This is a genomic window from Streptomyces prunicolor NBRC 13075 (assembly GCF_000367365.1).
Classification (GTDB): Bacteria; Actinomycetota; Actinomycetes; order Streptomycetales; family Streptomycetaceae; genus Streptomyces; species Streptomyces prunicolor.
This window is the reverse complement of record NZ_BARF01000014.1, coordinates 220403-246005: the sequence shown is the minus strand read 5'-3', so window position 1 is coordinate 246005 and position 25603 is coordinate 220403. Positions and strand designations below refer to the sequence as shown.

19 protein-coding genes are annotated in these 25603 nt (G+C 70.3%); 4 read left to right on the top strand and 15 right to left on the bottom strand.

The window, feature by feature from the left end:
* The first annotated feature begins 65 nt into the window (after positions 1-65).
* Complete coding sequence (locus tag SPR02S_RS06875) at positions 66-830, top strand: inositol monophosphatase family protein (RefSeq protein ID WP_019056203.1); 765 nt, start codon at positions 66-68, stop codon at positions 828-830.
* 40 nt (positions 831-870) lie between these two features.
* On the opposite strand, the gene SPR02S_RS06870 is transcribed toward SPR02S_RS06875, so the two are convergent.
* Entirely contained in the window at positions 871-1284 is a 414-nt protein-coding gene (locus tag SPR02S_RS06870; RefSeq protein WP_019056202.1) for a DUF6069 family protein, read from the bottom strand.
* 314 nt (positions 1285-1598) lie between these two features.
* Between SPR02S_RS06870 and SPR02S_RS06865 the strand changes: the two genes are divergently transcribed.
* Positions 1599-1907: a hypothetical protein gene (locus tag SPR02S_RS06865; RefSeq protein WP_158697783.1), complete on the top strand. Its 309-nt coding sequence runs from the start codon at positions 1599-1601 to the stop codon at positions 1905-1907.
* Positions 1908-1951: 44 nt separating this feature from the next.
* Here SPR02S_RS06865 and SPR02S_RS55265 read toward each other — a convergent pair whose 3' ends face one another.
* The 12 genes from SPR02S_RS55265 to SPR02S_RS06795 form a co-directional block, all read right to left on the bottom strand.
* A complete protein-coding gene (locus tag SPR02S_RS55265) occupies positions 1952-4633 on the bottom strand; it encodes a family 78 glycoside hydrolase catalytic domain (RefSeq protein ID WP_019056200.1) in 2682 nt (893 codons plus the stop codon).
* A 5-nt stretch (positions 4634-4638) separates the two neighbouring features.
* Positions 4639-6210, bottom strand: a complete 1572-nt coding sequence (locus SPR02S_RS55260; protein ID WP_245607511.1) for a glycoside hydrolase family 140 protein — start codon at positions 6208-6210, stop codon at positions 4639-4641.
* Complete coding sequence (locus SPR02S_RS55255) at positions 6207-8783, bottom strand: beta-glucosidase family protein (RefSeq protein ID WP_019056198.1); 2577 nt, start codon at positions 8781-8783, stop codon at positions 6207-6209. The genes SPR02S_RS55260 and SPR02S_RS55255 overlap by 4 nt, the downstream gene beginning before the upstream one ends.
* Positions 8780-10987 carry a beta-galactosidase gene (locus tag SPR02S_RS55250; RefSeq protein ID WP_019056197.1) on the bottom strand — a complete coding sequence of 736 codons (2208 nt, stop codon included), beginning with the start codon at positions 10985-10987 and terminating at the stop codon, positions 8780-8782. The genes SPR02S_RS55255 and SPR02S_RS55250 overlap by 4 nt, the downstream gene beginning before the upstream one ends.
* Positions 10988-11043: 56 nt before the next feature.
* Positions 11044-12531 carry a glycoside hydrolase family 43 protein gene (locus tag SPR02S_RS06840; RefSeq protein WP_019056196.1) on the bottom strand — a complete coding sequence of 496 codons (1488 nt, stop codon included), beginning with the start codon at positions 12529-12531 and terminating at the stop codon, positions 11044-11046.
* A complete protein-coding gene (locus SPR02S_RS06835; RefSeq protein ID WP_019056195.1) occupies positions 12528-13466 on the bottom strand; it encodes an ATP-binding cassette domain-containing protein in 939 nt (312 codons plus the stop codon). The genes SPR02S_RS06840 and SPR02S_RS06835 overlap by 4 nt, the downstream gene beginning before the upstream one ends.
* Positions 13463-15367 carry a dipeptide/oligopeptide/nickel ABC transporter permease/ATP-binding protein gene (locus tag SPR02S_RS06830; protein WP_019056194.1) on the bottom strand — a complete coding sequence of 635 codons (1905 nt, stop codon included), beginning with the start codon at positions 15365-15367 and terminating at the stop codon, positions 13463-13465. The genes SPR02S_RS06835 and SPR02S_RS06830 overlap by 4 nt, the downstream gene beginning before the upstream one ends.
* Complete coding sequence (locus tag SPR02S_RS06825) at positions 15364-16305, bottom strand: ABC transporter permease (RefSeq protein ID WP_019056193.1); 942 nt, start codon at positions 16303-16305, stop codon at positions 15364-15366. The genes SPR02S_RS06830 and SPR02S_RS06825 overlap by 4 nt, the downstream gene beginning before the upstream one ends.
* Positions 16306-16395: 90 nt before the next feature.
* Positions 16396-17925: an ABC transporter substrate-binding protein gene (locus SPR02S_RS06820; RefSeq protein WP_019056192.1), complete on the bottom strand. Its 1530-nt coding sequence runs from the start codon at positions 17923-17925 to the stop codon at positions 16396-16398.
* Between the two features lie 488 nt (positions 17926-18413).
* Positions 18414-19409 (bottom strand): LacI family DNA-binding transcriptional regulator, encoded by a 996-nt coding sequence (locus tag SPR02S_RS06815; protein ID WP_019056191.1) that lies wholly within the window; start codon positions 19407-19409, stop codon positions 18414-18416.
* 249 nt (positions 19410-19658) lie between these two features.
* The gene (locus SPR02S_RS06810; protein WP_158697782.1) at positions 19659-20225 is read right to left on the bottom strand and encodes a hypothetical protein; all 567 of its coding nucleotides are present in this window, start codon (positions 20223-20225) and stop codon (positions 19659-19661) included.
* Between the two features lie 642 nt (positions 20226-20867).
* Positions 20868-21680, bottom strand: a complete 813-nt coding sequence (locus tag SPR02S_RS06795) for a phosphotransferase enzyme family protein (protein ID WP_019056187.1) — start codon at positions 21678-21680, stop codon at positions 20868-20870.
* Between the two features lie 143 nt (positions 21681-21823).
* Between SPR02S_RS06795 and SPR02S_RS64720 the strand changes: the two genes are divergently transcribed.
* Both SPR02S_RS64720 and SPR02S_RS06785 read left to right on the top strand, forming a co-directional pair.
* Positions 21824-22759 carry a hypothetical protein gene (locus SPR02S_RS64720; RefSeq protein WP_019056186.1) on the top strand — a complete coding sequence of 312 codons (936 nt, stop codon included), beginning with the start codon at positions 21824-21826 and terminating at the stop codon, positions 22757-22759.
* A 132-nt stretch (positions 22760-22891) separates the two neighbouring features.
* Entirely contained in the window at positions 22892-23668 is a 777-nt protein-coding gene (locus SPR02S_RS06785; protein WP_019056185.1) for an SDR family oxidoreductase, read from the top strand.
* Between the two features lie 96 nt (positions 23669-23764).
* Here SPR02S_RS06785 and SPR02S_RS06780 read toward each other — a convergent pair whose 3' ends face one another.
* Both SPR02S_RS06780 and SPR02S_RS06775 read right to left on the bottom strand, forming a co-directional pair.
* The gene (locus SPR02S_RS06780; RefSeq protein WP_019056184.1) at positions 23765-24502 is read right to left on the bottom strand and encodes a dienelactone hydrolase family protein; all 738 of its coding nucleotides are present in this window, start codon (positions 24500-24502) and stop codon (positions 23765-23767) included.
* A gap of 124 nt (positions 24503-24626) precedes the next feature.
* Positions 24627-25508 (bottom strand): winged helix-turn-helix transcriptional regulator, encoded by an 882-nt coding sequence (locus SPR02S_RS06775; RefSeq protein ID WP_019056183.1) that lies wholly within the window; start codon positions 25506-25508, stop codon positions 24627-24629.
* Between the last annotated feature and the right edge of the window lie 95 nt (positions 25509-25603).

The window sequence follows — 25603 nt, the reverse complement described above, 5'->3', positions numbered from 1 at the left end:
CGACGACCTGGACGGGGTGGTGAAGAGCTGTGCCGAACGAACATGACCTTGACGGTGCTCTACGAGTGGCCGTGGAATTGGCCGAGTGGGCGGCGGAAGCGATTCGCGGCGGGAACCGAGGAGGTGCGGGCCCGGTCCGGCAGAAAGCGAGCCCGGCCGACATCGTCACGGACACGGACGAGGCGGTGGAACGGCACGTACGGGCGGTGCTACGGCGGGAGTTCCCCGACTGGGGCATCGACGGCGAGGAGTACGGCGCCGAGGAAGGCACGTCGGACGACGCACCGCACTGGGTGATCGACCCCGTGGACGGAACGACCAACTACGCCCACGGACTTGGCTGGTGCTCCTTCTCCCTGGGCCTGGCGGAGCCGGACGGCAGTCCGCTGCTGGGCCTGGTTGCGGACCCGTGGCGGGGCGAGGTCTTCACGGCGGTACGGGGCAAGGGCGCGCACCTGAACGGAACCCCGATCCACGCGGCGGACCACGCCACGCTCACGGGCCATGTGTTCCTCACCGAGTGGGCGGCACACGCGCACTGGCCCGGCCTGGACGCACTCCTCGCGAAACTCGCCGAACGCCACTGCACGGCCCGCGTGTTGGGCTCGACCGCACTGTCCTTGGTGCAGGTCGCGGCGGGCCGGGCGACAGCCGCCGCGATCGGCGAGTTCCACCCGGTGGACGGCCTTCCCGCCCTGCTCATCGCGACCGAGGCGGGCGCGGTGGCGATGCCACAACTGCCGTCGTACGGCGAGCCGTTGCTGCTCGTGGCACCGGACGCGGCGGCGGAGACCGGGGAGTTGTGGCGCACGACGGTCGGGGCCCAGTGACTCGGTCGCCGGTGACCGTCCGCCGCCGTTGCGCTCGTCCCTACGACAGGGGCATCACCCGTCGATAGGTGATCACCGCGGTCGCCGCGACCGCCACGTGCATCAGGAGCAGCGCCCCGACGCCGGTCGCGCCACCGTCGCCGTAGAGCAGGAAGTCGGGGACGAAGGAGACCACGACGAGGGTCGGCACCAGCCGGCGGACCAGCGCCTGGGGGTCCTTCGAGACCTTGCGTACGACGGCCCAGCCGATGGCTCCGGCGACTATGCCGAGGGTCGTCAGGAAGATGTACGACGGTGCCTTCAAGGGCTGGAAGTCGTCGGGTGCGCCGGCGGCCAGGGCGAGGAGGGCGAGGACCGTGTCCGCCGCGGAGGCCACCACGATCGCGGCGAGCAGGCCTCCCGCCACGGCGAGCGGGCCACGGCGGACGGCGACGGCATCAGAGGCAAGGGACATGACAGCTCCAGGGGGATGAATTCGGGCAGAGCCCAAAGGACCCCGGAACGAGCCGTTTGAACTCTCAAACGAGAGTCTGACCGAATCCGTTTGAAACTTCAAGCGCGACTGAGGGGTGCCGTCCACTCCCTAGGATCGGGTGCACGAGTTGGCGTTCGTACTCCTGTGGTCGGTGTGGCGGCGGCACCACCAGCTGATGGACCAGATCCGCGTGCTGTCGAGGACCTTCGCTTCATGGCACGCGCCGGTTCCTGCTGCTGGTCGCGTTCCTGCCGTTCCCGACGGCCGTCATGGGTTCCGGGCTCACCAATCCGATGGCGCAGACGCTCTTCGCCGGCACCATGGCGGGCATCGGCTTCTGCGAGATCGCCCTCAAGGAGGTCTCGGCCAACGGCGGTCTCGTCATCGGCGATGTCGCACAGGCCCGTAGACACGCCGACAGTTCGTGGGCGGTGGGCCTGTGGTTCCTCCTGAGCATCGGTCTCGCCTGGGTGTCCCCCTACGCCTACGTCCTGTGGTTACTCCCACCGCTGGCCGCCGGCTACGGCGGACCACTCGTCGGCCGCCTGCGCGCCCGGCTCACAACCCCGCACGACGAGGAGACGCCGCCGAGCGCGTCGTAGGCCTGGGACCCGACCCGGTCACTCCGCGTGCGGTCGCCCGGGGTTCACGGGTACCGGATCGCGGTCGGCGGCCAGGGTGTGGCGGTGTAGGGGCGACGGAATGTGTGGCGTCCCGAGGCGATCTCGAACGGGGCGCTGCCGTCCGGTAGTTGGACCTCGGCCCGGGTGTTCGGGGGTATCGACGCCTCGACGACGAGGATGTCCCCCTTGCCACCCTTCACACTCTCGATGCGCCAGCCCGCCTCGGCCCTGCCGTACAAGGTGTCGTGGGCCGCCTTCGCCCAGGTCAGGTCGCCGCCCGGGACCGGGGCGATGCGCAGCCGCCGCCAGCCGGGTCCGGCGGCGGCGAGGCCCGCGACCGTGCGGTGCAGCCAGTCGGCCACGGCGCCGAGCGCGTAGTGGTTGAAGGAGGTCATCTCGCCGGGGTTGACGGTGCCGTCGGGCAGCATCGAGTCCCAGCGCTCCCAGACGGTGGTGGCGCCCATGGTCACCGGGTAGAGCCAGGACGGGCAGTCCTTCTCCAGGAGCATGCGGTAGGCGAGTTGGGGTTCGCCCGCCGCGCACAGGGCGTCGCAGATCAGGGGTGTGCCGGTGAAACCGGTGGCGATACGGAAGGACGCGCGGCGCACGATCTGCGCCAACCGATCGGCGGCGCCCCGTCGTTGGCGTTCCGTCGGGAGGAGCGAGAAGGCGATGGCCAGGGCGTAGGCGGTCTGGGTGTCCGAGGAGAGTCGGCCGTCCGGTGTGACGAACCGGTCGGCGAAGCGCTCGCGTACGGCCTGCGCGTGCGCGCGGAGACGGGCGGCGTCCGCCTTGCCGTCGAGCAGTCCGGTGCCGTCCAACTGCTGCGTGCCATCGAGGAGTTCGGCGACCTCGGCCAGGACCTCGGCGGAGCGGATGACGTACGCGTTGGCGACGAGGTCGCCGTCGGTCCGCGCCTCCCCCGGGCTGTCCGGCGGGGCCTGCGGGTCGAGCCAGTCGCCGAGTTGGAAATCCTGACGCCACAGTCCGTCGCCCTCGGCGGTGAGCCGGATCGTGGCCTCGCCCCAGGCCCGCATGCTCGGGTACTGGGTGCGCAGCACCTCCAGGTCCCCGAATCGCTGGTACAGGGTCCACGGCAGGAGCACCGCGACATCGGCCCACACCGCCTGGGCGCCCGCGTCCTGGAACGCGGCCGGCAGTACGTCGGGGACAACGAGCGGCGGCACTCCGTCCGGTCGCGCCAACTGCTCGGCGGACAGGTCGCGCAGCCAGCCGGTCAGCATGCCGGAGCAGTCGTGGAGGAAGGACGCGGTGGGTGCGAAGACCTGTATGTCGCCGGTCCAGCCCATGCGTTCGTCGCGCTGCGGGCAGTCTGTCGGGACGTCGAGGAAGTTGCCGCGCATGCCCTGTACGACGTTCTCGTGCAGCCGGTTCACCAAGGGGTCGGAGCACTCGAACCAGCCGGTGCGGGCCATGTCCGTGTGGAGTACGACCGCCTCGACGGCAGCGGGGTCCAGCGGGCCGGGCCAGTTGCCGATCTCGGCGTATCGGAAGCCGTGGAAGGTGAAGTGGGGTTCGTACACCTCCACGCCTTCGCCACTCAGGACGTACGTGTCCGTGGCGGCGGCGAACCGCAGGGGTCGGATGCTCAGCTCACCGTGCTCCAGCACCTCCGCGTGGCGCAGGGTGACCTCGTGGCCGGCGGGGCCCTCGACGTGGATGCGCAGTCGGCCGACCAGGTTCTGTCCGAAGTCCAGGACCGTCTTTCCGGACGGGGTCGTGATGGCCTCGACCGGGGCGACGGTCTGGGTGCGTCGCACGGGTGGACCTGTCGGTGCCGCCAACTCGGCATGGACGGGCGGCAGTTCGTTGACGCGGGTCCAGTCGTACACCTCGTGCCCCGGCGCGGACCAGCCCGGCCGCTCACTCCGCGCGTCGTAGGCCTCGCCGTCGTAGATCTCCGAACGCAGCACGGGACCGGTCGTCGTACGCCAGTGGTCATCGGTGCGGACGATGTGCGTCGTGCCGTCGGCGTACGCGATCTCCAACTGGGCCAGAAGCGCGCGGTGTTCACCGTAGATGTTGCGGCGACCGCCGTGGAAGCCGAGGCGTCCGGTGTACCAACCTTCGCCGAGCAGGGCTCCGATGGTGTTCGCGCCGGTCCGCAGCAGGGGTGTGACGTCGAACGTCTGGTAACGCAGGCGGTGTTGGTAGGAGGTCCAGCCGGGGGCCATGACCTGGTCGCCCACGTGCTCGCCGTTGATCTCGGCCGTGTAGACGCCGTACGCGGTGATGTACAGCCGGGCGGAGGTGACGGGGCCGGTGAGGGTGAAGTCGCGGCGGAGCAGGGCTGCGGGGAGCGGTTGCTCGGTGGGGGCGTCGCGGTCCGGGGTGATGGGGCGGGCCGTCCAGTCGGTCGGTTCCAGGAGGCCGGTTTCGGCGTACGAGGTCGTCGACCAGGGGGAGGGGTCGTGCTCGGTCTCGCCCCAGACGCGTACGCGTACGCCGACGCGTTCCCGGGAGCCGAGGCGCGGTCCGGGCCAGGGGACGAGGACGGACTCGGCGGACTCGACGCGTCCGGTGTCGGTGACGACCGTGCCGTCGGCGGCGGTGATCTCCACCTGGTGGGCGGCCTGCTGCCAGTCCCCGGTGTCGGTGGCCGTGCGCCAGCTGAGGCGGGGAGCGGGCTCGCCGATGCCGAGGGGTTCGCGGTGGTGCTCGAAGGCGGGCGGCGTGACATGCACGGGGATCAACTCCGGCTCGGGTCATGGCAGATGTACACCCGTGGGGCTCCGCCTTTGTCGGGTACGGGATCCGCATCCGTGGCGCGCACGCCCTCGCGGACGGTCTCGCCGGTGCGGGGATCGATCACCCGGTACGGGAGCGGGACGTTCTCCGGGTCGGTGACGAACAGGGGGCCGCCCTCCTCGGCGTACCAGAGGTACAGCACGCCGGGGACGGACAGGCCCCGGGGTGCGAGGGCGGAGCGCCAGTCGGGGCGCATGTCCGTGAGGGGAAGGCCGTCGAGGATGCGGGAGATCAGGCCGACGTGGTGTGAGCCCTCGAAGTCCAGCGCCTCCCGCCAGCCGGCGTCCTTGGCGAGGAAGAACTCCTCGTGGCCGGGTTCGGCGGGGTGCAGCCGCCACTGCCACAGGCTCGCCGCGCCGTAGACCACGCCCATCGTGCCGCCGGCGCAGAGGTTGCTCCAGGCCTCGTGCCCCTGCCACCATCCTGCGGCGCGGCCGGGGCGGCCGGTGTTCTCGTACGTCGGCTCGGCGTTGGCGACGGCCTTGGCGGGGGTGTTGCGCCACATGTCGGCGACCCGTTCCTGGACGTGTCCGCCCATGTGGCCGGTCTGGCACCACTGGAAGTGCAGCCAACTCTCGCTCTGGTGGGCGGAGTTGTCGGCGTGCGGGCGGTAGTGGATGCCGCAGGGCTGGCCGTAGTCGTCCCAGTGGCCGACCTCCGCGCCGCCCGCCGCGATCTGCGGTTCGCGGCCCTCGCCGTCGGCGCCGACCAGGTAGACGGCGGGGGCGGCGCCGTAGCGGGCGACGAGATAGCGGCAGTAGCGCGCGTACTCCTGCGGTGGGACCACCGGGCCCGCCACGCGCAGGCCCTTCCAGCCGAACCCGTGGAAGAGCGGCTGAAGTACGGGGACGATCCCTTGGTCGCGGAGGATACCGATCAGCCGGTCGAGGTACTGGAAGTACGCCGGGTTCAGGGCGGTGAGGTGTCCGGTGGGCAGGTCCTCGAAGCCGACGTCGAAGCCCTCGTCGGCGGTGCGGTCGCGCGGGCCGCGCGCGTCCATGTCGGGCTGGACGCTCATCAGCAGGGCCGCGTTGAAGCCCTTGGCCCGCCGGTCCGCCGCATACTCCGTGACCTGTTCCTCGGTGGCCCGCCAGGGCAGGGCCCAGGCGGTGTCGCCGACCAGCAGCGCGGGTGTCCCGTCGGCGTGCACCAGGCTGCGCCCACCGGGCGACATACGCCAGAACCCGTGCCGGTGAAAGGAGTTGGCGTCTTCAGCGGCGGGGCGTACGACGAGCGTTCCGCCCGGCCCGGACAGTCCTTCGTCCGCCACGGAACTGCCGCTGCGCCAGGTCCAGCGGCCGTCCGTGTGCGGTGAGGCGAACCGGACCTTCCAGACCCGGCCGCCGTCCCAGAAGGCGGGGCGGCGCAGGACGGTCCCGGAATCGTGCGTGAACTCGGCCCATACGTCGAGGTCGGTGTACGGGTTGGCGTGGTCGCGGGTCCCGGTCAGGGTGATCTCGGTCTGCCGCCAGGGGGCGATCACCGGGTCCGCTTCCGGCCGTGTATCACTCATGAGTTGCCGACGGCGATGTCGACGGCCAGTGGCAGGGTCGCCGAGGACGGTCCGGCTTCCAGGGTGAAGGTCCCCAACTCGACTGCCCAGCCGCCCCCTTCGGTGTCCCAGTGCTCGAACGCCCGCGCGGCCACGGTGACCGTCGCGACGACCTCCTCGCCGGGCGCCGCCTCGACCACGGCGAACCCGGCGAGCCAGCGGAGCGGGCGCTCCACGGCACCGCCCGGGCGGCCGGCGTACACCTGCACAACCTCCTTGCCGTGCCGGGTGCCGCTGTTGCGTACCCGTACTTCTACGGTGAGATCGGCGCCGGACGGCAGCTCGCCGGGGGCGTCGATCGAGACGTAGTCCCAGGTGGTGTAGCCGAGTCCGTGGCCGAAGGCGTAGCGGGGCGGCTGCCATCCGGTGCGGCCGTCGCCCCGGTAGCCGATGAACAGCCCCTCGTCGTAGGCGAGTACGCCGTCGACCGGCTCGGTGGCGGGCAGCCCCTCCTCGGACACGGGCCAGCCGGTGGGCAGTCGGCCGCCCGGCTCCGCGACGCCCAGCAGGACGTCGGCGAGCGCGTTGCCGAACTCCTGGCCGGGGAACCAGGCGAGCAGTACCGCCGCGACCTCCTCGGACCACGGAAGCAACACCGGCGCACCGGAGTTGACGACCACGACGGTACGGGGGTTGGCCTCGGCGACCCGGCGGACGAGTTCGTCCTGCCGGCCGGGCAGGGCGAGGCTGTCGCGGTCGAAACCCTCGCTCTCGACCTCCTCGGTGGTGCCGACCACGACCACGGCGACGTCGGCCTCGCGGGCGAGTGCCACGGCCCGCTCGATCTCCTCGTCGTCGCTGCCGCGCGGCGGCTGGAGGTTGAGCTGGAACATGGTGACCGCGTCGCCCAGAGCATCGTCCGACGAGTCGACATCGTGGGTGACCGCGTCGTGAGTGACTGTGTCGTGAGTGAGTATGTCGTGGGTGAGGACTACCTCGGTCTCCTCGCCCGCCGCCAGATCGACGGTGTGGAGACGTTGCGGCGGGGTCATCAGACCCTCCACCAGGTCGGCGCCCGGCGGGAGTTGAAGCCGTACGTCGAACACCTCGGCCCCGGCGACGGACATCCGGAAGCGTCCGATGCCCGAGCCTCCGACGGCGTACCGGCCGGCGTCAGTCGCGCGGATCACGGTGCGCACCTCCACCCGGGCGACCTCACCGATCGGGACTCCGGGGCCGTAGGACCCCATCCAGGTATAGGCACCTCCGCTACGGCGCTCGGAGCCGAGCAGGGTTCCGTCCTCGCCCAGGAAGCTCACCTCCACGCCCTCGCCTGAGCCGTCGGGATGGCGGAGGTGGGCAAGTGCCGCCGCGGGTACGCGAGTTTGCGGGGTGACACCGACGCCGTGGGTGACCTCGACGTCGTCGCCCAGGGCGGCGCGGATGCCGCCGAGCGGTGAGACGGTGTACGGCGGGAAGACGGTGGCGCTGCCTCCGCCGAGGGTCCGGGCCGCGGCGGCGTTGGGTCCCAGGACGGCGACCCGGCTCAACGCCGCCCGGTCCAGGGGCAGTTGGGCGTCCTCGTTGCGGGCAAGCACGAATCCGGCAGCGGCGGTCTCGCGCAGTCGGGTCGCCACGGAAGCGGCGTCGTGGTGGAGTGGGGTGGCTGTGGTGGGGATATCGCTGAGCGCGCCGACCCGGGCGGCGAGGCGCAGCAGTCGTAGCACCTTGTCGTCGACGAGAGCCTCCTCGACCTTGCCCTTGCGTACGGCGGCGACCAGCGCGTCGCCCCACGGGCCGATCGGGCCGGGCATCACCAGGTCGAGTGCGGCGCGGGCGGACGGCTCGGTGGTACGGGCGGCGAACCAGTCCGACATCACCAGGCCGTCGAAGTCCCAGTCGTCGTGCAGCACTTGGCGCAGCAGCGGGCTCTCGGTCATCGGGTGCCCGTTGACCCCGTTGTACGCGGCCATCACGGCCCAGACCCGCCCCTCGCCGACGATCCGCTCGAACGGCGCCAAGTACAGCTCCCGCAGGGCGCGTTCGCCGATCCGCGCGTCGAGCGTCATGCGCTGGGTCTCCGAGTCGTTGCCGACGAAGTGCTTGACGGTGGCCGCCACGCCGCCGCCCTGAACACCTTGCACATAGGCCACGCCGATGCGGGCGGTGAGCAGCGGGTCCTCGCTGAAGCACTCGAAGTGCCGTCCGCCGTACGGGGTTCGGTGCAGGTTCACGGTGGGGGCGAGGAGGACGTCGACGCCCTTGCCGCGCGCCTCGTTGGCGAGCAGTCCGCCGAGCCGTTCGACCAGGGGCTCGTCCCAGGTGGCGGCGAGCGCGGTGGGCGAGGGCACGTTGGCGGAGGGGCTGCGCTCGTCCCACAGCTCGCCGCGGACTCCGGCGGGTCCGTCCGAGACGACCAACCGGCGTAGCCCTACGGCGGGTTCGGGGTGGAGGGACCAGAAGTCGGCGCCGGTCAGCAGCCGCACCTTCTGCTCCAGGGTGAGCGCGCCGAGGCGCCTGGCGAGCTCGGCTTCGTCGGTTGCGGAGGGAGTGGAGGAGGTGGAGGGGGCGTCGGTGGTGGGCTGCCGGGTCACGGCGTCCTCCTCGGTGAAGGTGAAGGTGAAGTGGGGGCGGTGGGAACTGTGGTGGCGGTGGGTGTCCGGTCCAAGGGACTGTCGCCCTCGCGCTCGATGAACAACCGGACGTCCCAGGAGCCGAGTTCGAGTGCGGTTCCGGCGGCGAAGCGCTCGCCGGTGAAGAGGTCGCGGACGTCTCCTGGTAGGCGGTAACCGACTGGATCCCAGGCCCAGTTGTGGACGAAGCGCAGGACAGCGCCGTCGGCGGTCGTGGCCGACGTACAGGTGACGGACGGCGGCCGGTCCTCGCGCCAGGCGTCGGAGGGGACCGAGACCGCGGCGATCCAGTCCGCGAGGCTGCGCGAGAGCTCGCGGTCCGGGACGGTACCGACATAGGTCACGCGGCCGTCGCCGTACTCGTGCGTGGTGACGGCGGCGAACTGGCCCAGGTGCGCATGGTCGTACCCGGCGAGGACGGTGGCGCCCTCCGCGATCAGTCCATCGGCCCAGGCGGTGGCGTGTCCGTGCAGGGCGGGACCGTACGACGTCCCGTCCCCCTGGGTGACCGTGACCGGGGTCAGCACATTGGTGAACTCCTGGTAGCGCACTCCCGTGGCGGGGCGCAGCACTCCGGGCATCACCGTGTGCCGGGCGACGGCCTCCTCGTCGGCGTAGCCGGTGCGCGGGGTGAGCACGAGGTGGCCGCCGGCTTCGGCGTACCGGCGCAGCAGGTCGAGTGTCGCATCGTCCGCGATGTACAGCGCGGGGACGACCAGCACCGGCCAGCGTTCCACCAACTCCTCCGGACTGGGCGGCAGTTGTTCCGGGGAAACGATGTCGACGGACAGTCCGGCGTCGAACAGTCCCCGGTAGAAGGCGGCGACGATGCGGTCGTAGGACTGCGGATCGCCGAACCAGGCAGGGGTGTTGCCCCGGAGCGGTGCCATGAACTCCATGGCCCAGCGGCTGTCGGCGGACAGCAGCATCGCCACGTCGCTGCGGGGGCGCAGGCCCTCGATCGCGCTGCCGGCCTGCTTGAACTCCCCTGCGATTGCCGAGAGTTCGTCGTAGGTCCGGCCGGGTTCCAGGCTGTGGCCGAGGATGCCGCCCCAGTAGGTCTCGGCGCCGTAGTGCAGGGAGTGCCAGTGCCAGTACTCGATCATCCTGGCACCGCGCGCGACCATGCTCCACACGGCCTGGCGGGCCTGGCCGCGGTAGAGGGGGAAGTTGTCGGCGGAGCCGCCGATCGAGGTGGCGTTGGTCTCCATGACGAGGAACGGTTCCTGGCGGATGCCGCGCGCCATGTCGTTCTGGAGGTAGAGCCAGGCGGGTCCTGACCAGGCGACGAAGAACGGGTACAGGCCGCCCTCCGGCTCGTCGGGACCCGGCAGGGCCAGCCCGTCCTGGGTGGCGTAGTAGATGTTCGCGCCGGCGACGTCGAGGGGCTTGCCGATGGCCGAGATGTCCAGGCCCTGCTGGCCGAGGGCGACGCAGGTGGTGACGAAGTGGTGCTCCGGTACGAGGCCGCGCACCAACTCGGCGTGCCAGGTGATGTATTCCTGCGTCAGCTGCGACTGGTAGCGGCGCCAGGCGAGGTCGTACGCCGGGGTGGAGTTGCCGTCGGGGGTCCACAGGTCCGCCCAGTCCTGCAACCGGTGGGACCAATAGGTCAGCCCCCAGCGGCGGTTGAGGGTCTCGACGTCGCCGTAGCGGTCGCGGAGGTGGTCGAGGAAGCCCTGGAACACCGAGTCGTTGTGGAAGATGCGTAGCCCGGGTTCGTTGTCGACCTGCCAGCCGATGACGGCCGGGTGGTCGGCGTAGCGCCCCACGATCTTGCGGACCAGCCGCTCGGCGAGATGCCGGAAGGCGGGGTGCGAGTAGTCCGCGTCCTGCCGCATGCCGTACGGGATGGGCTGCCCGGTGCCGGAACGGGCCGCCGTTTCCGGGTACTTGCGGCGCAGCCAGGGTGGGACGGCGTAGGTCGGGGTGCCGATGATCGCCTTGATGCCGCGTTCTTGGGCGGCGTCGAGCACCGGTTGCAGCCAGTCGAGTGCGAACTGGCCCTCGCGGGGTTCCCAGGTCGACCAGACCGACTCGCCGACCCGGATGACGCTGAATCCGGCCTCGGCCATGAGGTCGAGGTCCTGTGCGAGCCGTTCGTACGGCTGGTACTCGGTGTAGTACGCGGCTCCGAAGAGCATGCGTGGGGAGGAAGTGCCCATACGGTGCTGGTGACTTTCTCTCGGTGCCGGTCGGCTGTCTCGGACGGGAGGCAGGCTCAGTCCTCGCCCCGGTACCTGAACCGGTCGAAAGCGACGGTCCCTTCGGCGGCGTACATGCCGACGACTCGGCCCGTGAAGGACGCGGCGGTCTCGGCGGAGACGTAGCGGCCGTCGAGCGCCGCGAGTTCGACCGGTCCGGTGCCGGAGTCGACGGACAGGCGGACCACGTCCGGGCCGAGGGCGTCGAGCCCCATGCCGCTGACCGGCTCGGTCTCGATCCGTACGGTCACCGGCCCGGCGGGAAGCGGCTGTTCCCAGGTCTGGCAGAGCTGACCCACCCGGGCGCGGGCACGGGCGATGCCGGCGCCCACCTCGACGTCGTAGTGATGGTGTTCGTCGATCCGCAGGCTCAACCCGCCGACTCCCCCATCGCTGTCCACGCGGACCGAGAAGACGGCCGCCTGGTGCTGCTGGCGGCGGCCGACGAAACGGGGTCGCGGGTCGTCCATGGTCGAGCCGTCGGCGTGTACGACGAGGTGGCCCGGGCGCTCGGTGAGAGAGGACCAGTCGGCGGCCGGGGTCCGTATCGACAGCCATTCCAGGCCGAGTTGGGCGCCGGTGAAGTCGTCGTGGTGCTCAACCGGTGCGGTGGGCGGGGTCAGTTGGACCGGCTGCACCACCGGCCAGCCGTCGACCCATTCCAGCGTGGTGCTGAACGTCTCCCGGCCCATGGGGGAGAAAGCCCTGGTCAGTCCGCCGGGGCGCATGCCCAGCAGGAACAGTGCCCAGCCGCCGTCGGGGGTGCGTACGAGGTCGGCGTGGCCTGTGTTCTGGACCGGGCGGTCGGTGCTGCGGGCGCTGAGCACCGGGTTGGCCGGGCAGCCTTCGAAGGGGCCGTCCGGACGGGGACCGCGGGCGATGCTCACGGAGTGCCCGCGTTCGGTGCCGCCCTCGGCGATCAGGAGGTACCAGGTGCCGTCGATCTCGTAGAGGTGCGGCGCCTCGGGGAACATCAGGCCCGTGCCCGACCACAACGACCGTGGTTCTTCGAGGGCTTGGCCCGTTTCCAGGTCCATGCGGACCTGCTGGACGCCGAGGTGCTCGCCGGCGCGGTCTCCGTCGAGCTGGAGTCCCGAGTAGGTGACGAAGCAGGTGCCGTCGGCGTCCCACGCGAGGTCTGGGTCGATGCCGGGCACGCCTTCCATGACGATGCCGTCGGACCAGGGGCCCTCGGCGCGGTCGGCGGTGAAGATGAGACTGCCGCGCCCCATCGCGTCGGTGACGACCAGCCAGAAGCGGCCGTCGTGGAACCGGATGGTGGGCGCCCAGGCACCGCCGAGCGTCGGGACCTTCTCCACCGCCAACTGCCCCGGCCGGGTCACCACGTTGCCGATCTGCTCCCAGTGCACCAGGTCGCGGCTGTGGAACAGCGGTATGCCGGGGAGGTACTCGAAGCTGGAACAGGCGAGGTAGTAGTCGTCGCCGACGCGGGTGATGCTGGGGTCCGGGTGGAAGCCGGGGACGGTGGGGTTGGGCAGCGTCATGCTCGGTCTCCCGACATCGAGGCGTTGGTGGGAACTTCCGTGGAGGTGCCGGCCGCCAGGACCGCCGCCAGCCGTCGCCGTTCGGCCCGGCGCTCCGCCTGCCGCTGCGGGTCCGGCACCGGCGCGGCGAGCAACAGCCGCTGGGTGTACGGGTGTTGGGGTGCGGTGGTGACGGTCGCCGCGTCGCCGGTCTCGATGATCTCCCCGCCGCGCATGACCGCGACCCGGTGGCTGATGTGCCGGACCACGGAGAGGTCGTGGGTGACGAAGAGGTAGGCGACGCCGGTGCGTTCCTGGATCTCGACGAACAGGTCCAGTACCCGGGCCTGGGTCGACAGGTCCAGTGCGCTGACCGGTTCGTCGCAGACGATGACCCTCGGGTCCCGGGACAACGCCCGTGCGATGGCGATGCGTTGGCGCTGTCCGCCGGAGAACTCCCGTGGCAGCCGCTCCCCCGCGTCGGCGGGCAGCCGTACGTGGTCGAGCAGATCCCGCACCCGCTTCTCGGCCTCCGCCCGAGGGGTACCCGCGACGCGCAGCGGTTCGCTGAGGATGTCGTTCACCGTCATCGCAGGGTTGAGGGAGGTGTACGGGTCCTGGAACACCACCTGGATGTCGCTGCTCAGCGCCCGGCGTTCCTTCGCGCCGAGACCCGAGATGACCTTGCCGTCGAAGCGGACGGTGCCGGAGGCGATCGGGGCCAGTCCGAGGACGGCCCGGCCCAGCGTGGTCTTGCCCGAGCCCGACTCACCGACCAGCCCGAGCGTCTCGCCCGCGCCGATGCTGATCGACACGCCCTTGAGCACCCGGAACGGCGGCTTGCGCCAGCCCTTCGACGGGTACTCCACGACCAAGTCCTCGGCCACCAGCAGGGGTTCGGCCGGGCGTTCCTTGCGCGGTGTCCCGTTCATGGTCCCGTTCGATGTCCCGGTCATGCCGGACCCTCCTGACGTCCGGTGTTCGTGATGCCCGCACTGTTGGTGACGCCTGCGGGGTCCGTGGTTCCCGCGATGCCCACTGCTCCCGCCGCGCTCGCCGACACGGTGCGGCTCAGGCTCAGCGCGGACCGCGGCTCGGCGTCCTCCAGCGTGGACGCCAGGAGCATGCGGGTGTACGGGTGTTGCGGATCGGCGAACAACTGGTCCACCGGTGCGGACTCCACGACCGCGCCGGTCTGCATCACCGTCACGCGGTCGCAGAGGTCGGCCACCACGCCGAAGTCGTGGGTCACCAGGATCACACCCATGTTCCGCTCGCTCTGCAGGGACCGCATCAGGTCGAGCACCTCGGCCTGCACGGTCACGTCGAGCGCCGTGGTCGGCTCGTCGGCGATGAGCAGATCCGGTTCGCAGGACACGGCGCCGGCGATGAGGACGCGCTGCGCCATACCGCCGGATATCTGGTGCGGATAGGCGCGGAAGACCCGTTCCGGGTCGGAGATGCCGACGCGCTCCAGCAGGCCGAGGGTCTTGGTCCTCGCCTCGGCGGCCGACAGCCCGAGGTGTCGGCGTACCGGTTCGACCAGTTGGGCGCCGATACGGAAGGAGGGGTCGAGGTTGGACATGGGTTCCTGCGGGACGTAGGCGATCCGGTGGCCGCGGTAGCGGTTCATGGCCGCGCGGCCGAGGCGCCCCAGCTCCGTGCCGTCGAACTCCAGCCGGGTGGTGGCGACTTGGGCTTCCCTGGGCAGCAACCCGAGGATGGCGAAGGCGGTTTGGCTCTTGCCCGAGCCCGACTCCCCCACGAGTCCGAGTACTTCGCCCCGGCGCACGGTCAAGCAGACGCCGTCGACGACGGTCTTCTCGCCCTGGGCCGTCGGATAGGAGACCGTCAGGCCTTCGAGGACCAGCAGGGCATCGTCCGTGTCCTGCGCCTCGGAGATGACGGGCGGCGCCTTCTTCTCCGCGCCCGGCTTACGGGTCGTAGCGCCACGCGACGGCTTCCGCCCGGTCACGGCAGTCCCGTCCAGCGCGTCCCGCAGGGCGTTGCCCAACAGGCCGAACGCGGCGACGGTCACGGCGAGCGCGAGCCCGGGCCAGACCATCAACTCCGGCTTGGTGTAGATGTTCCCGAAGGCGTCGTTGAGCATGGAGCCCCAGCTCGCCTGGGTCGCCGAGCCCAGGCCGAGGAACTCGAGCCCGGACTGGATGACGATGCCGAGGCCGAGCATCTGGGCGGCCTGGATGATGGTCGGCGCCTGCACGACGGGCAGGATGTGCCGGCGGATGATCCGGGCGTCGGTCAGGCCGGACACCCGTGCCGCGTCGACGTACAGCTCCTCGCGTACGGAGATCACCGAGGCGCGGATCAGCCGGAAGACGCCCGGCGACATCAGCACGCCGAAGACCGCCATGGCGAGGTACGTGTTCTGCCCCACCGCGGACATCACGACGAGCAGCACGATGATCGCCGGTACGGCCATCAGCAGGTTGGACACCCAACTGCTCACGGCGTCGAACCACTTGCGGTAGTACCCGGCCACCAGACCGGCGGGCACGCCGATCACCACGGCGACGGCCACCGCGAGCAGCGCGCCGAGCAGGCTGGTGCGGCCGCCGTAGAGGAGTCGGGCCAGTACGTCACGGCCGACGCCGTCGCCGCCCAGGGGGTGCTTGCCGCTCATCGGGGCGAGGCTGTCGGTCAGTGAGGAGCGGGCCGGGTCCTGGCTGGTCAGCAGGGGTGCGAAGAGGCTGGCCAGGGAGATGAGCGCGAGCAGGACCAGGCAGGTCACGGCCACCGGGTTGCGCAGCAGCCGGCGCAGGATTCCCGCCCGTCCCTGCGCGGCCACGGCCGGGGCGACCGCGCCCGTCGTGTCGTCGGAGTCGGGAAGTTTCATCCCACACGCACCTTCGGGTTGAGCCAGCCGTACGCGAGGTCCATCAGGATGTTGACCACCACGACGAGGGCGACCATGACCACGACGACGCCCATGACCACCGGGGTGTCGCCCTGCGAGCCTGCGCTGGTCGCCTGGCTGCCGATCCCGTTGAGGCCGAAGACCTTCTCGACCACCACCGCGCCGCCGACCAGGCCGATGAACTGCAGGGCCAGCACGGTCAGCGCGGCCGGGGCGGCATTGCGCAGGGCGTGCCGGAACAGCAGGCTGCGCTCGCTGATGCCACGGCTGCGGAGGGTGCGTACGTAGTCCGCGCGCAGGACGTCGACCATGGAGCCGCGCACCTGTTGGGCGGTGGCGGCGATCGCTCCGACGGAGAGCGACAGCGCGGGGAGGGTGATCGACCGGAGCCAGCCGCCCGCCGAGTCCGCCAGCGGGACGTAACCGGTCGCTGGTAGCCAGCCCAGGTCGACGCCGATCACGACGGCGAACACCAGGGCCACCAGGAAGCTGGGTACGGCGAACCCCAGCACCGCGAGCAGTTGCACCACTTGGTCCAGGGCGCCCCGGCGGACCGCGGCGGCCACGCCCAGCACCGTGCTCAGCACGGCCGACACCAGGAGCGCGGCCAGCACGATCGACAGGGTCACCGGCAGTTTGTTCTCCAGCGAACTCGTCACGGACTCACCGCTGAACCACGAGCTGCCGAGGTTGCCGTGCACCGCGTCCGCGAGCCAGTGGCCGTAGCGGACCACGAAGGGCTGGTCGAGCCCGAGTTCGGCGGACTTGGCGGTCACCTGCTGCTGGGTCGCGGTCTGTCCGACGATCTGGCGCACCGGATCGGAGCCGGTGAGGCCCATCAGCGCGAAGGTCGTGGTCGCGATCACCAGGACCAGGACCAGCCCGGCGACGACGCGCCGGACCAAGAAAACGATCATTAGTCTCTCCACCTTGCCTTTCCCTGACCGGTGTTGACCGGCGCCCGGGCGGGGGCGGCACCACCGTTCCCGCCCGGCGTGCCGTCCGGGTCAGCCAGTGGGCTTGAAGTTGTAGATCGGCGGGACGGCGGCGAACGTCTGCGGGGTGAAGGTCACACCCTTGGTCGTCGCGTAGGTGTTCTCCACGGAGTCCCAGGGCGCGTTCCACGCCTGGTCCACGAGGTAGGTGTTGAGCTGCTTGAACAGCGCGTCCTGGGCGGCACCGGTCGCCGACTGCGCCTTGGTGATGAGGTCGGTGACCTTCGGGTCCGAGCTGTGCAGCGGGTTCCACAGCGCGCTCTTCGCCACCTCGATCTGGATGGTGTCCCAGGGGCGGAAGGAGGCCAACGTCATGTACGACAGCGGGTACTTGCCCGCGAGGAGGCCGCTGATGAACTGGGTGACGGGGATCTTGTCGACCTTGACCTTGATCCCGATGTCCTCCAACTGCTGCACCATGGCGGCCTGTTGGTCCGGGAAGACCGACGACACGTCCGGGACGGTGACCGAGAAGCCGTTCGGGTAGCCGGCCTCGGCCAGCAACTGCTTGGCCTTCACGGGGTCGTAGGTGTACTTGGAGTCGAGCGAGCTGTCGAAGGCCGAGCCGCCCGGGTTGAAGATCTGGGTCGTCGCCTTGCCGAGCCCCTGCTTCGCCGTCTTGACGATCGTGGAACGGTCGAAGGCGTAGTTCAGAGCCTGCCGGACCCGGACGTCGCCGAGCGCCTTGACGATCTTTCCTTCGCGGTCCCAGATGTAGACGCCCTCGACGTCACCGGAGGTGTACTTGGTGACGGTCAGCCCGCTGCTCTTTGCCGGCGCGACGTTCTTGGCGCTGGCCAGCAGGGCGCCGTTGACCTGCCCCGAGCGCAGCGCGTTGAGCACGGCGGTCGGATCGGTCAGCGGCTTGAGGACGATCTTGTCGAAGGGGAAGGCGGCCTTGTTCCAGTAGTCCTGGTTGCGCACGAAGGTGTACGTACTGCCGTCCGTGGTCGCGGACTTGTCCAGGGTGTACGGCCCCGAGCCCACCGGGGTGGTCTTGATCGTGCCCGCGGCGATGGCCTTGGGGCTGGCGATCATGCCGGCCACGTTGCCGAGGTTCGGGACGAGGGAGGGGTCGGGGGCCGAGAGCTTGATCGCGACCGTGGTCGCGTTGACGACGTCGACGCCGGTGATGCCCTTGAGCTGGCCGGCGGCCTCGCTGGTGCCCTTCTCGGTGTGCAGCAGATTGGTCTTGACTGCCGTCGCGTCCAGGGCGGTGCCGTCGGTGAACTTGACGCCGGAGCGCAGGGTCATCGTGAGGACCGTACGGGCCGCGTTGTACGACCACTTGGTGGCCAGGTTGGGCTTGACGTCGGCCGTCGGGGACAGCCGGAGCAGCGAATCGTATACGGGCTGGTAGTACTGCGCGTTGTTGCCGAGACCGGCGTCGGCCAGATCCCACGGCTGGGCCGCGACCAGGGGGGCCAGGGTGAGGGTGCCGCCGGTGGCCGCCTTGCCCGAACCGGATCCCGATCCCGAGCCGCACGCGGCCGCGGACAACATCAGGACAGCCGATACGGCGGTCAGCGCGATTCTTCGCATGGGTGCTCCGCTGGTGAGTGGTTGACCGGACGGCATCGAGCGGCGAGCCGCCCTCAAGGGCCTCGGAGGGAGTGGGAAACCAGGTCCTGACGCGGCCTGGACCGTTCTTGGCGGTCAGCCGTTCCTGGCGGAAGGGGGCTATCTGTCCACCGTTTTTCGGTGGGTCCGAAATCAGCCACTGATACGTACAAGTGAAACGTATGCGTAACGTAGCCCCGCGATGGGTGGACCACAAGGGCCGTGCATCAGCTTTTTGGGAAGCGGATATCCGGACGAAGGGTGGCGAGCCGCAACAGGCGGCGGCGACATGTCGCGCGGGGAGAAGGGCTTTCCCGGAATCGGGCGAAGACGTCCTGGTCAGAGCGGCCTGGGTCGGATCGACTCGGGTCGACTGGGATCAACTCGGATCGCGTCGGACCGACTTGGCCTGCGTCAGGACCGGCTCGGCCTCCGTGGGACCGGTCCAACCCGGACCGGGCCCGTCGGCGTCAGGCGGACTCGCGTACCACCAGCGTCAGCGGAGTCACCTGGGGCGTCTGTGGCTGGGATTGACCGGTCACGCCGCTGACGATCATGCGGGCGAGGCGGCCCACGGCGACATCGAGGTTGTTGTCGATCGTCGTCAGCGGCGGTACCGCGAACGGCGCCAACTTGTCGTTGTCCACGCCGATCACGGCCAGGTCGCCGGGGGCGGCGAGGCCGACCCTGCGCATGCCGGCGAGGAGGGCGAAGGCCGTCTCGTCGTTGTAGGCGCACACGCCGGTGACGGCTGGAACGGTTGAGTGCCACTGTTCCGCCGCCGCGGCGGCCGCCGAGATGTCGAGGGGCACCTCCAGCACGACCGGCGGCTCAAGACCCCGCTCCTTGCAGGCGGTACGGGCGCCGTCGAGTCGCAGGTCCAGGAAGTCCCGGAGTCGGGGGTCCCCGGGAGCGGCGTAGCCGATGCGGGTGTGTCCCGTCGCCGCGAGCCGGTCGACCTGCATCGTGCCGATCAGGGTCTGGGGAACGGTCAGGACACCCGGGGCGACCACGGGGCCCATCCCGGCGCTGACCACGTGGATGCCGGCCGCCCGCATGCCGGCCACGTCGTCGTCGGCGACGTCGAAGGCCGTCATCACGGCCGCCGGCATGAGCTCACGCCACAGCGCCTTGAGCGGGGCGTGCCGCTCGCGCCGCGTGACGAGGTTCAGGCCGTGCCGCTCCAGTTCGTCGCCGAGCAGTTCGACCAGGGCGGTCAGTGTGCCGCCGACGGGAACGTCGGGAAGGAAGAGCAGCACGAGATCGCTGCGGCCCAGGCGCAGGGCGCGTGCGGCGGCCGAGGGTTCGTAACCCAGTTTCGCCACCGCTTCGAGCACTTTGCGCCGGGTCCGGTCGGAGATCTTCTGGTGCGACACGTCGTTCAGCACATAGCTGACCGTGGTCTGCGAGACCCCCGCCTCCTTGGCGACGTCGGTCGCCGTCACGCGGCCGGTCCTGCGCGCCATGGGAGTCTCCTGGGGAAGGTCTTGGACAGCCTGATCGCAGGGTGCCCGACTGAGCAGCGAACTCTACTGAATCGTAACAGTGGACATGCGGGATGTCCGATACTCCGGACGCCTCGACCCGTGAAAATCCGGTGCGCGCGATTCTCTGACCGGCGTCGGCCTCGGCGCCAGCGGCTGTCGGCCCCGGTCACCATTCGCCCCGGTCGCTGTCGCGGCCTCAGTCGCTGTTGGCCCCATTCGCTAGGGGCTTCAGTCGCTGTTGTCGATGCTCCAGGCCCAGAGTTTCCCCTTGGCGATGCGCTTGAGGAGGATGGCGAAGTCGGCCTTGACGGCTTCCGGGGTCTTGTCCGGCGGGAACAGGGGTTTGACGGGCTGGCGCCCCAGGGGCAGGTCCTGGGAGAGGCGGGCCCTGTAGGCGTTGTACACCGCCGCGATGTCCGTGCGGATCACCTCGCCCTCGCTGTTGCCCGGGATCGGCATGCCGCGCACACGGTTGTCGTTCGTCGCGGCGATCGACGCCACATCCATGAGGAAGCAGTCGATCAGGTCGGTGACGTCCCGCTCGCGGGCACCCTCCTCCCTGTTGTGCACGTCGCGCAGCAGCAGGTCCGCCATCTCCAGGGTGACGTCACGGTAGACGGTGTACCGCGGGCTTCCGGGGATGACGCCGAGCACGTGGTCGGGCTGCTTGGCGGTGGCGGAGTTCATCGCCGCGAATCCGTCGGGAACGTCCTTCCCTTCGAGGCCCGGCACCGGGTAGGGCATGGCCCGGAAGTTCTCCTCCTCCCGGCCCATGTCGGGGGTGACCTGCGCCATCGGATGCATCCGAACTCATGGCACAGCATGCCGACGATGTAGCCGATGTCGTAGTTCTCGAGGTAGTAGGAGGCCAGTGTGACGAAGACGCCCTCGGCTCCCTTGTCGACCACGTTCGCCGTGTCTCCGTCGTCCGCTTCTCCAGCGTGATCCGGCAAGTCCGGTCAGCGAGAAAGGACTTGATCTGCGTGTTGGAGGCCAGCAGCTCCAGGATCCGGGTGGCCTTGCCCTGCGATTCCGGGTACTTGAGGGCCACGTTGGTGAACGAGATGTTCCCGTGCGACAACTTGCTGCGCTGAACCACCGCCCGCTGCACGGCCGGAGCGGGGTCAGCTGCCCGTCCGGCCCAGGAGTGCCCTCCTTCGCTGAGCATCTGTACGACCCCGGCGTTGCCCGCCCTGCCCTGGAGCGACAGCAACTCGTGCGAAGGCGTGACGGTATGGACTGCGGGGCCGCTCACCGAAGTACGCCGGGCTCCGGCTTCCTGCGGGCGGACTTCGTCTCGGGCGTGCACGTGCTCACTTCCTGGCCTGGAGTCGCGATCATCGTTGTCTAACCGCAGCCGGGATGCCCCCGCCAGGTCCTTCGGGGCAAGGATCCCCGCCGAAGATCCACTCCAACTGCCCACAGGGGCACGCAGGTTCACGAGGCAAGGCGTGCCCACACCTCGGCGTGGTCGCGGATGTAGTCGATGTCCCGTACGTACAGGGCGAGATGCCCCTCCTCGATGTGCCGCCGGAAGTTCTCGTCACCGGCGGCGGCCCCTTCCCGCATGAAGTCCGCGAGGGACTCCAGCCGCGGTGCGGCCATGTCCATCACCGACTGCCGTTCCTCACGGGTGCAGCCGTAGGCGTCGAGGAACTCCCGGGCGCGGTAGGCCTGTTGCTCGGTCGTGCCCCAGCCGTCGTGGTTGTCGGGGTGGGTGAGCGGGGCGTACCGGTAGAGGGCGTAGGCGAGGTCCCAGGCGCGGGGGCCGGGGCGGGCGGCGTCGAAGTCGATGAGCCCTACGGCCCTCTCGCCGGAGAACACGCAGTTGTACGGGGCGAAGTCGCCGTGGCAGATCACCTCGACGGGCGCTAGCGCGTCGAACTGCCAGTCGCTGCCGGGGTGTTGGGCGAGGCCGGTGGTCGCGTCGTGGTAGCGGCGCAACAGGCGGGCCGAGGTGGCGAGTGCCTGGCCGCTGCGCACCGCGTCGGACAGTGGGTAGTTGCCGACGTCGCCCGCCAGGTAGGTCAGGATCGTCCGGCCGTGTTCGTCGGTTCCGTGCGCCGAGGGGGCGCCTTCGAAGCCCTGGCGTTCGAGATGGTCCAGCAGCCGGTGCACGGCTGGGCTCCAGGGCATGACCGGCTTGCGTACAGTCTGCCCGATACGGAAGACACGGGCGGTGCCACCGCCGGTCAGCTCGTGCTCCTCCGCCTCCCCCTCGTGGGAGTACGGGTCGGGGTCGCCGGGCATGTGGATCTCCTTGCGTGCCGGGGATGTTCTGGTCGCCGTGATCCGGGACTTGCGCCGCCGGGCAGCGACGGCGAAGGCGGCTTTCCGATCAACTAGCTTATGCAGACGGCCTGTTGCCGTGCCACGCAAAAACGGGAGACGCGATGTCGGCGATCGTCGAGGTGGAGAGGGTCTGGGCACCGCCTGCCATCGATCTCTGGGCAGGGCGACGCCCTCTGTGGTGGACCGCCGGCCCCACAGGAGAACTCGCCGTTCTGCTCGTTCATCGGAGGCACCTTCACCAGATCCGTTACATCAAGGGCTGGGTGGGGTGGGGCCCGAAGGTCCCGTTCGACGGGACGTTGGTGCTGCGCCAAGCCGACGGATCGGTTCGACGCCGACCGATCAAGGATGTGCAGGTCCGGCCCAGTCACATCGCCCTGCTCCCGAACTCGCGGCTCCTCATCGCGGGCGGTCGTACGCGGAAGGACGACACCGGTGCGTGGAGGGCGAACGCCCGGGTGTTCTCCCTGGAGAGCGGCGCGCAGGAGAACGCCTTCTGCGTCGGCGACGACCTCCCTGCCCTGGTGACCGACCGTAGCGGATCGATCTGGACGGCCCACGGTGACGAAGGCATCTACGGCGGGCATCCGGAGTCGGGGGCCGGGCTCGCCGGATGGAGTGGCGCGGGAGAAGCGATCTGGGCGCCGGAAGGACGGCTTCCCGACGTGCCTCTGGAGGGCTGCACCGCCGCCACCGAGGGCGATCTGGTCTGGCTGATCTGGTACTCCGGAACTCGTCGCGGCGGCACGTTCCTCACGCGGATCACCCCCGCCACCGGCGAGGTGACGAGCTGGCCCAGCCCCCGGCCCCGACCGGACGGATTCGCCGTACGCGGCGACCGCGCGGTCCTGACCAGGCGCGATCACAACCAGCGGACGACCGAAGTGGTCCGGGCCGAGCTGCTCGGCGACACTTGGACCGTGACAGAACGGCACAAGGTCCACGTGCCCGGGAGGGTCGTCAAGCACTGCGGTCAAGGGCGTGACGGATCTCTGTGGCTCCGCGCCGGCGACACCTGGCTTCGCATCGAGGCCTGATGCACCGCGCCGAACGACGCGAGTGCCGGAACCCACTCGACCAAGGCACCGAACAGTCACCTCCGAGCGCACAACACGCCCCACGGAAAAGGCGGTTGCCAAACCGGATCCGATCATGAACGATCTCGGACCATGATGCCGCGCCCCGCCCGCCCAGGTGCCCGACCCCTCGCTCTGATCACCGGAGTGGGGCGGACCGTCGGCATCGGTGCGGGTATCGCTCGTCGGTTGGCCGCCTCCGGCTGGGACCTCGCCTTCACGTACTGGGCTCCCTACGACGCACGCATGGCCTGGGGCTCCGAGCCCGGCGCGACCTCGGCCATCACCGACGCCCTCGCGCAACACGGCGTCGCCACCAAGGCAGTTGAGGCGGACCTGGCCGACCCGGAGACCCCGGCGCGCGTCTTCGACGAGGTCGAACGCGATCTGGGCGGTGTCACGGCCCTGGTGATGTGCCACTGCGAGTCGGTGGACTCCGGTCTGCTGGACACCACCGTCGAGAGCTTCGACCGGCACTTCGCGGTCAACGCCCGTGCCAGCTGGCTGCTGATCCGGGAGTACGGCCGACGGTTCGCCGCCGCTCCGGGCAGCGGCCGGATCATCGCCCTCACCAGCGACCACACCGTCGAAAACCTTCCCTACGGCGCCAGCAAGGGCGCCCTGGACCGCATCACCCTGGCCGCCGCGCACGAACTCGCCCACCTCGGCATCACCGCCAACGTGGTCAACCCGGGGCCGGTGGACACCGGTTGGATGACCGAGGAAGGGCGCGCGCACGTGCTGCGTCAGACGCCGCTCGGCCGCCTCGGCACCCCGCAGGACACCGCCCACCTCGTCGACTTCCTCTGCTCACCGGAGGGCCAGTGGATCAACGGCCAACTCCTCATGAGCAACGGCGGGTTCGCGTAGCACCGCCCGCCTGTCTCAGAACCCATCTTTGAACCTGTGCTTGAGGCGTCCCTGGCATGACGCCGACCAAGCCCGGGGCCGGCAGGTCCGCCCGGGTCATGCCCCCGGATCCTCTGTCACGGGCAGGCACTCGGCGAGCAGGTCGACGACGTCGCGCCAGGCTCGCTGCGCGTGCTGCGGGTGGTAGCCGACGCCGGGGACCGTGGGGTGGTCGACCGGCGGATGGTGGAAGGCGTGCAGGGCGCCGCCGTAGACCGCGAGGCGCCAGTCGACACCCGCCTCCTGCATCTCCGCGGTGAACGCGTTCCGTTGCGCGGGCGGCATGATCGGGTCTTCCGAACCGACCCCGGCCCACACCGGGCAGCGAATGCGCGCCGCCTCGCCCGGTCGGCCCGTGGTCAGTGCGTTGACTGTGCCGATCGCGCGCAGGTTGACGCCGTCGCGCCCGAGTTCCAGTCCGACGGCGCCCCCGGTGCCGTAGCCGACGGCGGCGATCCGGGCGGGGTCGGTCCGCGGTTCGGTGCGCAACACGTCGAGTGCCGCATGGCCGATGCTCCGCATCCGCTCGGGATCAGCGAGCAGTGGCAGGCAACGGGCCAGCATCTCCTCGGGGTCGCTCAAATAGCGCCCGCCGTGGAGGTCGAAGGCCAGCGCTATGTATCCCAGCTCGGCGAGAGCATCGGCCCGGCGGCGTTCGACGTCGCTGAGCCCCATGCCCTCTGGTCCGAGCAGCACCGCGGGCCGGCGGTCGACACCGGCCGGGAGCGCGAGGTGCCCGATCATCATCAGACCGTCGGCCGGGTACTCGACCGTACGCGTCGTAATCGTCGTCATGAGACGGGACTGTAGTGATCGTCGAGCCCGGTCCGGCCGCTGTTCTGCCGCTGGCAGAGCAGCGCGGACATCCCCCTGAAACGCGGGTATCCCCCTGAAATACGGCGAGGGCTCACAAGAACCGTCACAAACCTCGCCCCCAGGCGGCACGAGCGCAGTCCTCGGCCAGCCGCAGGCTCTGCCCGACGGCGTGCGGTATGTCGTCGACCGGGAACAGGGCGTGCCGTACGGTCCGTTCGGCGTCGACGACCAGGATCAGGCGTTTGTGGCGCAGGCGGCCGGCGCCGCGGAAGGTCGGCAGTCGCAGGGCCGCGCCCAGGTGGTGGTGGGCGTCGGAGAGGAGGGGGTACGGGATCTCCTCCGCGCGGGCGAACTCGGCCTGCTCGTGCGGGAGTTGGGTGCTGATGCCGCGTACGTCCACGCCCGCTCGGCGGAAGTCGGGCCAGGCGTCGCGGAAGAGCCGGTTCTCCAGTGTGCAGCCTGCGACTCCGGGGATCCGCTCGTCCCAGTCGATGCCCGTGCCGGGGTAGGTGAACAGCACGGTCGCGGCGGCGTCCGGCGGGACGACGGGCAGGTCCGTGCCCTGGGTGCCGGGGAGTTCGAGGTCTTCGGGCAGGCGGGTGCCGGTGAGGACGTGCACGCGGGTGTGCTCGGCACTGTCGGTGTCGGCCGTGGCGGTGAGGCCGCCGTCGCCGAGCATCCACCGGTCCCCCCAGTCCTGCATCGCGACGAGCAGCGGCAGCAGCGCGAGCCCGGCATCGGTGAGGACGTACTCGTAGCGCACCGGGCGTCGCTGATAGAGGCTGCGGCGCAGGACGCCGTGGGCGACGAGCCGGCCGAGGCGCTCGGTGAGGACGTTGCGGGACAGGCCGATCTCGGCGGCCAGCGCGTCGAAGCGGACGTGTCCGCGGGCGATCTCCCGCAGGATCAGAACGTTCCACCAGTCCCCCATGACCGCGGCGGCAGCGGCGATGCCGCAGGTCTCATCTGCGTTGTGCTTCCTCATGCACCCATAGTAAGTTCTTTTTCAGGACCCACTTTGTATCCCAGTGGAACTTACTGCCCGCCGATGCCAGAGACGCGGGCCCTGCGTGAGGAGTC